Annotated in this window: 5 protein-coding genes; all 5 read right to left on the minus strand. The window is 67.6% G+C overall.

The genetic code is table 11. From position 1 onward, the window contains the following. Window positions 1-2: 2 nt before the first annotated feature. The 5 genes from VW23_RS18305 to VW23_RS18325 all read right to left on the minus strand — a co-directional run bounded on the left by VW23_RS18305 (window position 3) and on the right by VW23_RS18325 (window position 7717). Window positions 3-1997 carry a preprotein translocase subunit SecA gene (locus tag VW23_RS18305; protein ID WP_244513643.1) on the minus strand — a complete coding sequence of 665 codons (1995 nt, stop codon included), beginning with the start codon at window positions 1995-1997 and terminating at the stop codon, window positions 3-5. Further along, window positions 1990-4134: a peptidase M50 gene (locus VW23_RS18310; RefSeq protein ID WP_069910985.1), complete on the minus strand. Its 2145-nt coding sequence runs from the start codon at window positions 4132-4134 to the stop codon at window positions 1990-1992. Before VW23_RS18310 ends, VW23_RS18305 begins: the two co-directional genes overlap by 8 nt. A 7-nt stretch (window positions 4135-4141) precedes the next feature. Beyond that, window positions 4142-6010, minus strand: coding sequence for an efflux RND transporter periplasmic adaptor subunit (locus VW23_RS18315; RefSeq protein WP_069910986.1), 1869 nt, complete (start codon window positions 6008-6010; stop codon window positions 4142-4144). Window positions 6011-6022: 12 nt separating this feature from the next. Beyond that, window positions 6023-6325, minus strand: a complete 303-nt coding sequence (locus VW23_RS18320; protein WP_069910987.1) for a DUF3467 domain-containing protein — start codon at window positions 6323-6325, stop codon at window positions 6023-6025. 99 nt (window positions 6326-6424) lie between these two features. Beyond that, window positions 6425-7717 (minus strand): outer membrane protein, encoded by a 1293-nt coding sequence (locus VW23_RS18325; protein WP_084646292.1) that lies wholly within the window; start codon window positions 7715-7717, stop codon window positions 6425-6427. Between the last annotated feature and the right edge of the window lie 151 nt (window positions 7718-7868).

Below are 7868 nucleotides of genomic sequence, written 5' to 3' on the forward strand. Positions count from 1 at the left end.
GCTTATTCTCCACGTCCTGAGAAGGCGAGGGTCTTGGCCTGTTGCGCATCGCTGCGCAAGAGCGACCGCCGCATGCCGGCATGGGTGCGCTCGAGACGCAGCTGCGCCAGGTTGATGCAGAACGCCGCGCCGCGCGAGCCGAGCACCGCCAAGAAGCCGCGCGCCATGCCGGCCAGCCACTTGCCGCCGCCATCGACGAGGATTGGATCCTCGACCGAGAGGATCGGCTCGAAGCGGCCACGTTGCCCCTGGCGGCCGCTGCGCCCGGCGAGCTGCCGGTCGATGCGGCGCGCTTCGTGCCGCTCGATCATCACCACATGCAGGCCGCCCAGTTCCTCGACGCCGGGGCCGAGCTTGATGTCGGTCCCCCGCCCGGCCATGTTGGTGGCGATGGTGATGGCGCCGCGATTGCCGGCTCCGGCGACGATCTCGGCTTCGGTTGCATCCTGCCGGGCGTTGAGCACCTGATGCGGCAGGCCCGCCTCGCCGAGGCGCCTGCCGGCTTCGATCGAGGAGGCGACCGACCGGGTGCCGATCAGCACCGGGGCGCCACGCTCATGCAATTGCCTGACACGCTCGATGACGGCCTGCCAGTGGCGCTCGGCCGAACCATGGACGCTGGCGGGCACCGTCACCCGCTGCAGCTTGCGATGCGTGGGGATGGGGACCACGTCCAGGCCATAGACCAGCTTCAGTTCGCCGGCCACCTGGCTTGCCGTGCCGGTGAGCCCGCCCAGATACTGGTAGCGACGAAAGAAACGCTGGTAGGTCATGCGGGCCAGGGTGCGCCGCGCCATACTGGGCTCCAGCCCTTCCTTGACCTCGACCAGCTGGTGGAGGCCATCGCTCCAGCTGCGATCCGGCATGGCGCGGCCGGTATGCTCGTCGATGATCACCACCTTGCCTTCGCGCACCATGTAATGGTGGTCGCGATGGAACAGCCGGATGGCCGAGATCGCCTGGCGGATCAGCTCTTCGCGCCGGATCACACCACGCCACTGCTCGCCGCGCCCCTGGGCGAAATCGGCGATGGTTTCACGGCCGGCCGGCGTCAGTCCGACGCGATGCTCGAGCGCCACGATCTCGTAATCGCGCCCCTGCTGCAGCAGTTCGGCCAGCCTGAGCGCCTCCTCAGCCGAGGCCAGGTCGAATGGCAACGGCGCACTCTCCGAGATGATCAGCGGGGTGCGCGCCTCGTCGACCAGCACGCTGTCCGCCTCGTCGACGATGGCAGCGACGAGGCCGCGCATCCGGAGCTTCTTCTGCCGCGTGTCTTCGCCGCGCAAGGCCTCGAAACGCAGCCGCGTATCGCCGTCGCCATCGCCGAGCACCAGCCGGTCGCGCAGGGCGTCGAAGGTCAGTTCCTTGTTGGTGCAGTAAACGATGTCGCAGGCATAGGCGGCCTGCCGCTCGGCCAGCTGCTGGCCGGAAATGACGATCCCGAGCGTAAAGCCGAGCCGGCTGAACAATGGCTCGCCGAGCTCGGCATCGCGCTCGGCGAGATAATCGTTGACGGTGACCACGTGCACGGGCCGGCCGGCGAGGGCAGTGAGCGCCGCGGCCATCGCGGCGGTCATGGTCTTGCCTTCGCCGGTGGCCATTTCGGCGATGTGGCCGGCCATCAGCGTCGCCGCTCCGAGCAGCTGCACGTCATAGGCCCGGTTGCCGAGGGTGCGACGGGTCACCTCGCGGATCAGCGCCAGCGCTTCGGCGCGCAGCGGCATCTTCTCGACGCCCTGGCGCCTGAGGCGCATCGACACGTCGCGGGCCGCGCGGTCGAGGGCCGCGTCATCGAGCCCGCTGAACTGCGGCTCCAGCTTGCCGGCGACCCGCACGGCATGCTGCAGCGCCAAGAGGTGCCGGCGCGCAAAGGGCAGGCTGAGGCGGGCCAGCAGCGCATGGGCGTGCTTGTCGAGCCCCTTGCGTTCCGGCGGCAGCACCACCGGATAGGGTTTCAGCGCCGGCAGCGCGAAGCTCGAGGCGGGCGCGTCAGGCACCGAACACCCGCAGCAGCGTCTGCCGTACGGCACGCTGCAGCCTCTGATAGACCGGCTCGGCGCCATGGTCGAAGCGCACATAGGCGCGCGCCCCATAGGCGAGGAGCCCCTCGGGGCGCTTGGTCGTGACGTCGATCACGAACAGCCGCTCGAGCGCCACGGGCGTGCCGTCGGCGCTGTGGGTGACGGCGATGTCGCCGCCGGCTCGCGCCGCGAGGGCGAGGCTGGGCAGATCGTTCTGCCCCGTCGGCACTTCCCGGGTGACACTGCCCGGCAAGGCGGCACCCGGATCAAAGGAATAGCGCACCTCGACGCCGTCGGTGCGGGCCCGCACCAGATCGACCTCGGATTGCGGAATCACCACCCGGATGATCGGGTCTTCCGAACTCACGACATAGCCCAGCAGTTCGCCCTGACGGACGTAGCGGCCGACAAGGTTGGGACCGACAGCGATGAACCGCCCGCCGGCCCGGGCGGAAACCAGCAGCGCCGCCTCGCGCGTGTCGAGGTCGCGGCGCTGCGCCGCGACGTGGTCGCGCTGCTGCAGCGTTTCGGCCGCCTGCACGCGATCGGTGAACTGCAGGGCCTCGTAACGCAGGTCGAGCTCGGCGAGACGCGCGTCGATCACCGCGCGCCGGGCCGCGATGCCGGCATCCTCGAGCTGCAGCAGCGGGGCGCCAGCAGCAACGCTCGAGCCATCGGCGGCCATGAACTCTGTGACGATGCCGGCCGTGCCGGCCCGCACCTCGTCCTCACCCGGCAACCAGACGACGCCCTGCGCCACCGTGGCATAGGGCAGCGGCAACAGCCCGAGCAGGATCACGCACAGAGCCAGCGCCGCGCCGCTCACCGTCAGGGCGCGGCGGCGCTTGTTGTGCAGGGCCGGCGACGAGAACAGGTAGCCGAGCATCTTGGCTACCGGGATGACGAAGGTGGTGGAGAGCGTGAGGATCGCCAGCAGCACGCCGATGAAGAACAGCTGGGTGGCGATGAGCAGCGCGATGCCGAGGCTCAAGACGATGCGGTAGATGAAGGCGAGGATGGCATAAAAGAACAGCCAGACCCGCTCCGAGGGCTCATGCGAGGGGTTCTCGGTCTGGGTCAGCCCGAAGGCATAGCGCTGCACCAGGTAGCCGATATAGCGGTTGGCCCGGGTGGCGAGATTGGGGATCTCCAGCCAATCCATGAACACGTAATAGCCGTCGAAGCGGAGCAGCGGATTGCCATTGAATAACAGGGTCGAGACGCCGCCGATCAGCATGACGCTGAAGGCGATTTCGCGCGCCAATCCGGGCTCGGCGCTGGCCCAGAAGATGGCCGCGAGCGCCGCGAGGCCGAACTCGACCATGATGCCGGCGCCGCTGACCACGATGCGCTGCCACTTGCTGGCGAAGGCGGTGGCGGCGGTGGCATCGACATAGGGCGCCGGCACGAGGATCAGCAGCATCAGGCCGAACTCGTGCACATGGCCACCGAACACCTTGGCGGCATAGGCGTGCCCGGCCTCGTGCAGCGCCTTCACCACCGGGTAGGCGAGGGCAATCATGGCGAGGTTGCCGGCGCTCATCAGCTGACCGCCGGCGGCGGCCTGCAGCGCACCCCAGTTGAGGGCGACGACAACGAGGCCTGATATCACCAGCGCAATCCAGGCGAGCAGCCCGTAGATGGTGAAGATCGGTCGCACCAACCAGGCGGTGGCTTCAAGGAAGCGGTCCGGATCCCATAGCGGCAGGCGCAGCGCCAGGGGGTTCTTCAGCCGCGACATGACATTGGTGCGCGCGGTCTTGGCCGAACGCTCCGCCAGCTCGGTGAAATCGGGCGGCAATTCGGTCTGCAGCAGGTCCGCGGCATGCAGCTGCGACAGCAGCAGGATCATCTCATCCTGGGTCGGCGGATCGTCGCCGGCCTTCTGGCCCACCATGTCCCAGATCTGTTCCATGCTGCGCCGGCCATCCATCAGCGCTACAGCCAGGTTGGCGGCGGAAGACAGCCGATGGAACTTGCCGTTCTGCTGGTCCTCGAGCACGTACCAGATGCGGCGCCGGAAGCGCTGGCGATGGATGCGCGCCTGGCCGCGCAGCCGCGGCTGCAGGCCACTGACGCGATACCACGAGGAGCTGAACAGCGACTGGGCCATGGCGCGCCTACGGCACCAGCCGCCACCAGACGAGGCCCATCCAGTCGAGGAAGGGCCTGAGCCAGATGGCAATCACCGGCCGGCGATCGATCGCCACCCGGGCAACGCCGGTCATCCCGGGTCGCAGGCGGGACAGGTCGCCCGCTATGGTGGCTTCGACCCGGAAGCCGACGCCGCCGGCGTGTTCCAGCGCTACCGGGGTGATGCGATCGATGACGATCGGGATGGGTTCTTCGGGCAGCGAGGCGAACACCGCTTCGCCGGGCTGGCCGACCGTGAGCTCGCCGATATCGCGTTCGCCCACTGTCACCACGACGCGATAGCCCGAGAGCGGCGAGAGTTCGAACAGCGTTTCACCGCGCCCGACGGAGGCGCCGATCCGCTGGGAGAGGTCACCGCGCACCACCAGGCCATCGAATGGGGCGATCAGCCGGGTGCGGGCGATCTGCTCGTCGATAAGGCGGATCTGCGCGTCGGCCTGCTCGATCTGGGTTTTGACGATATTGATATTGGCCGGCTGCCGCGAGGCCAGCGCGCGATCATATTCGAACTGGTGCTGCTGCCGCTCGGTGACCCAGCGCAGCCGCTCGAGGCTGAGCTCGCGATCCTCGAGGCTGGCGAGTTCCTGCCCGGCTTTGACCAGGTCGCCGGCACGGGCGGACGCGGTCTGCACGTACCCATCATAGGCGGAAACCACGGAGCGCCGTTCGGCCGGCTCCAACTGCGCGTCGGCGACGACATGAAACGTATCGGTCCAGAACGACAGTACCGCCACGGCGAGGAGCGCGAGGAGCGCCACCATTTTGCGGCCCAGATGCCCCGGGCCGAGCAGCTTTGTCAGTTGCTGGGTCAGGCTGTCCCAGGCCTTGACCACCAGCCAGCGGTCATTGCGGCGCTTCTCGGTCAGCACCGGGCCTAGGGCAGCCGCCACGACGCTGAGCAGGCGCACCGTCTCCTCGTCGAACGGCTGCTCCACCGGGCGCTCGAAACAGATGGCGCCGGCAAAGCTGTCGACCACCAGCAGCGGCACGGTGAGGATGTTGCCACCCTTGTGGGCGGCGGCGAGCGCGGCATGCGCGGTGGTGAACACCACGTCCTCGGGGGCCGGCGGGTAGCGCAGGATCGACTTCTGGTCGATGGCCTCGTCCATCGCGCCGCTGATCTGCTGTACCAGCTGGATGCGGGTGGAGAAGGTCGAGGTGTGCGAGATGGCGGCGACGCGGCTGCGGCCCCAGCGCACGAAGCCAAGGCTGACGCGCGAGCAGCCGAAACGCAGCGCCATTTCGGTCACCGCCGCCAGCGCCGCGGTGCGGAAATCGCCGCGATCGACCACGGTGGCGAGCAGCTCGAGCGTAGCGCGCGACCGATCGCGCTCCCCACGCAGGTCCGCATCGCCATCGCGCTGGAAATATTCCCGCAGCCAGGCGATGCTCCATTGCAGCTGGCGCATCTGCCGGGCCGGCGCCTCGGCATCGTCATCGACACTAAGCGCCACCACGGCGACGGCAACGGGCTTGCCGCCCGCCTCCACCGGCTGGGCAATGACCCGGCGCGAGCGCGCGCCACGACCGGCCTGGCGCAGCACCGGGCGCTGCTCGGCGACCGCCAAAGCGGCGAGACTTTCGAGATCGGCAATCGCCGCGTTGGCCGGCCATATCGCCAGCGGCTTCAGCCCGCCCGCTGCGATCTCGAACACGGCACTCGCGCGTACGCCAGCCAACTGCTGCGCCTGCAGCGTCAGGAAGGCGGCTGCGAAGCCCTGTGGCTCGTCGGAACCAAGGAGCTGCCGCCAGAGCGCGCCGTCGGAGGAGCTGGCCGGGCGCGCGACGATGTCAGCCTCGTCGCCATCCTCCAGCGCCTGGCGTCGGTCGCTCATGGCATTTCTGGCTTATTCGACCTCGAGCGTGCCGTAGCGGCGCTCGTGCTCTCGCAGGACGTTGGCGAGAATGGTCGAGAGGCGCTTGGCGGCAAGCGGGGTCAGGATGATGCGGTTGGACAGCTCCACCGTGACCTGCCCGCCGGATTCGGCGTTCCAGGTGCGGTTGGTGCCGAAGAAGATATCGACCTGCTCGCGGGTGCCCTGCACGTTCACCACGTTGGCGAACTGCGTCTGCATCGCTTCTTCGCGCCACACCACCCCGGCCTTGGGGCCGTCGGCCGGAGCCTCCTCAACGGTCGGCTTCTTCGCCATATGTCGTCCTCCACGCGCGAAACTGCCGGAGGCTAGCATTTCGCAACGAAGCCGTCTTGTCCCGGCGATGTCAAAGAGTTACCGGCGGCGTACCGCCGGTCAGAAGTGATACTTCAGCGTCACCTTGCCGGTCAGCAGGGTGGGCCACAGTTCAATCTGGTCCAACTGCGTGTTGTCGGTGACCAGCGGGCTGGTCGCTGCCGTGTAGTTACCCTCGACGCCAAGGGTAACCTGGTCGGCGATCGCGGTTTCAACGCCGAGGCCGAACTGAACTGCCGGCAACAGAGCGCTGCCGCCGCCGTCGAGTGCAAAAAACTCCTCGTCGGCGTGGGTGTTTATCCCGGCGATGCCCGCTTTGCCATAAACCAGCGTCGACGGGTTGGTCTTGACGCCCAGGCGCACACCGGCGCTGATCACGGTGTCCACGGTCGCGAACTTGGTGGGAGCGTCCACGAGCCCGCCGTTGCCCGCCGCATCGTCGAACACCAGCGGGGTGTAGTCGAGGTTGGCGGTGGCGCCAATCACCCAGCCGTTGCCGATGTCGAAGTCATAGCCCAAGCCGATGCCGATCCCCACACCCTCGCTCCAGAACGGGCCAACATCGGCACCGGGGGTGACGATATTGATACGCTCCATGCTGGCGGCGACGGCGAGAGCCGAAAGCGAGACATTGGGGCCGGTGAAGTCGAAATCGATCTGCTCGGGCTCGGCGGTCATGTGGCCAAGGCCGTCGTCGAAGCGGTACTTGAGACCGGCCGTCACCGCGAGGTAGCGCGGCAGGAATGAAACTCCATCGGCGGTGGTGAAGCTGTCGAGCGCACTGAAGTAGCGCAGGTCGACATTGGCGCTGAGCTGATCGGTCAACCGCGTCTCGGCGCCGACACCGGCGACGAGGCCGATGGCCCGGCCATTGACCCAGTCGGCAAAGCCTTCGGGCGCTTCGAACCCGGCAGAACCAAATCCGAGCACCCCATAGACCTGGGTGCCGGGGGCCACCAGATAACCGAGTTTGCCGGTCGCCGAGATGGTGTCGTGAAACCGGAACAGGTCGTCATCCGGGTCGAACGGCGTGAAGGCCGCGCTGAACAGGTCGTAGCGCAGCTCGACACCCCCGACGAGGTTGGAGCCGAGCATGGTGTCCCAACCGAAGGCGACACCCGCCGTGAGGCTGGGCTTGGCGAACTGATAAACCTCCGGCGGATCAAAATCCGGATCATACTCGAGACCGACTATGGTGGGGCCGGCATGCGCACCGACGTAGAAACCGGTTGACGAAATCGTCACCGGCCAGACCTCGATCGGTGTTTCGTCGATGATGAGATCGGCGGCAATCGCCGGCAACGCCGTGGTCGCCAAGAGCGCGCCAGCCAAATATCCAGTCAGTATCCGCATAATTACCGCCCCTAAACCCCTAAGGCGGGGATAATCGCAGCATGAGCGCTGTCTCAGCAAGCCCCGATGTCGTCATATTCACCTAAGTCCATCAGACATTGGTTGGCGTGGCCGCGCTGCAACACCCCGTTCCGCCCGGCCTCCCGGGCGG

Origin of the sequence: Devosia insulae DS-56 (assembly GCF_000970465.2) — a bacterium.
In the GTDB taxonomy this organism is placed as follows: domain Bacteria; phylum Pseudomonadota; class Alphaproteobacteria; order Rhizobiales; family Devosiaceae; genus Devosia_A; species Devosia_A insulae.